Origin of the sequence: Autumnicola aciditolerans (assembly GCF_041679265.1) — a bacterium.
In the GTDB taxonomy this organism is placed as follows: domain Bacteria; phylum Bacteroidota; class Bacteroidia; order Flavobacteriales; family Flavobacteriaceae; genus Autumnicola.
Genome location: NZ_JBGFSM010000037.1, coordinates 3,404 through 5,318, shown reverse-complemented (window position 1 = coordinate 5,318; position 1,915 = coordinate 3,404). Strand labels below are relative to the sequence as shown.

1 tRNA gene and 1 rRNA gene are annotated in these 1,915 nt (G+C 48.2%); both read left to right on the top strand.

From position 1 onward, the window contains the following. Positions 1–130 precede the first annotated feature (130 nt). A 16S ribosomal RNA gene (locus AB8M93_RS18315) occupies positions 131–1,652 on the top strand. A 188-nt stretch (positions 1,653–1,840) separates the two neighbouring features. Then, positions 1,841–1,914 (top strand) — tRNA-Ile (locus AB8M93_RS18310). Position 1,915 lies beyond the last annotated feature (1 nt).

Here is a 1,915-nt window from a genome sequence, read left to right as displayed (position 1 = left end):
GGAGTAATCCTTTAAAACGAGTAGCAAAGAATTAAGACTAGAAGAGTCATCTTTTGAGCTTTATTTTGTTTTGTTCCTTAGGGAACAAGGCGAAAAAACTTTTAGGAGTTGTTAAGATATATAAGAAACAACGATGAAGAGTTTGATCCTGGCTCAGGATGAACGCTAGCGGCAGGCTTAACACATGCAAGTCGAGGGGTAACAGGGTGCTTGCACCGCTGACGACCGGCGCACGGGTGCGTAACGCGTATACAATCTACCGCTTACTGAGGGATAGCCCATGGAAACGTGGATTAATACCTCATGGTATTATTTGGTGGCATCATTAAATAATTAAAGGTTACGGTAAGCGATGAGTATGCGTCCTATTAGCTAGATGGTGTGGTAACGGCATACCATGGCAACGATAGGTAGGGGTCCTGAGAGGGAGATCCCCCACACTGGTACTGAGACACGGACCAGACTCCTACGGGAGGCAGCAGTGAGGAATATTGGACAATGGGCGGGAGCCTGATCCAGCCATGCCGCGTGCAGGAAGACTGCCCTATGGGTTGTAAACTGCTTTTATACGGGAAGAACCACCCCTACGTGTAGGGGTTTGACGGTACCGTAAGAATAAGGATCGGCTAACTCCGTGCCAGCAGCCGCGGTAATACGGAGGATCCAAGCGTTATCCGGAATCATTGGGTTTAAAGGGTCCGTAGGCGGATGTATAAGTCAGTGGTGAAAGTCTGCAGCTTAACTGTAGAACTGCCATTGATACTGTATATCTTGAGTTGTTATGAAGTGGTTAGAATGTGTAGTGTAGCGGTGAAATGCATAGATATTACACAGAATACCGATTGCGAAGGCAGATCACTAATAACACACTGACGCTGATGGACGAAAGCGTAGGTAGCGAACAGGATTAGATACCCTGGTAGTCTACGCCGTAAACGATGGTTACTAGCTGTCCGGCCTAATTGAGGGCTGGGTGGTTAAGCGAAAGTGATAAGTAACCCACCTGGGGAGTACGTTCGCAAGAATGAAACTCAAAGGAATTGACGGGGGCCCGCACAAGCGGTGGAGCATGTGGTTTAATTCGATGATACGCGAGGAACCTTACCAGGGCTTAAATGCAGTCTGACAGGGGTGGAAACACCTTTTTCTTCGGACAGATTGCAAGGTGCTGCATGGTTGTCGTCAGCTCGTGCCGTGAGGTGTCAGGTTAAGTCCTATAACGAGCGCAACCCCTTTTGTTAGTTGCCAGCACATAATGGTGGGAACTCTAGCAAGACTGCCGGTGCAAACCGCGAGGAAGGTGGGGATGACGTCAAATCATCACGGCCCTTACGTCCTGGGCCACACACGTGCTACAATGGTAGGGACAGAGAGCAGCCACTTCGCGAGAAGGAGCGAATCTACAAACCCTATCACAGTTCGGATCGTAGTCTGCAACTCGACTACGTGAAGCTGGAATCGCTAGTAATCGCATATCAGCCATGATGCGGTGAATACGTTCCCGGGCCTTGTACACACCGCCCGTCAAGCCATGGAAGCCGGGGGTACCTGAAGTCCGTTACCGCGAGGGACGGCCTAGGGTAAAACTGGTAACTGGGGCTAAGTCGTAACAAGGTAGCCGTACCGGAAGGTGCGGCTGGAACACCTCCTTTCTAGAGCAAGGTCTTTTACTTATAAGAGACATGCGCAATTTTTAAAGGGAAGTCTCAAGAGAAGTCCTTTTGGTCTTGATTTTTTGCTTGTCAATTTAATTATAGAATGGTGAATAGTGAAAAGTGAATAGTGAGAAGTTGAAAGACTTTAAACTGAAAAAACTTTACACTTGAAACTGTTTTAGGACAGTCTCATAGCTCAGCTGGTTAGAGCGCTACACTGATAATGTAGAGGTCGGCAGTTCGAGTCTGCCTGAGACTAC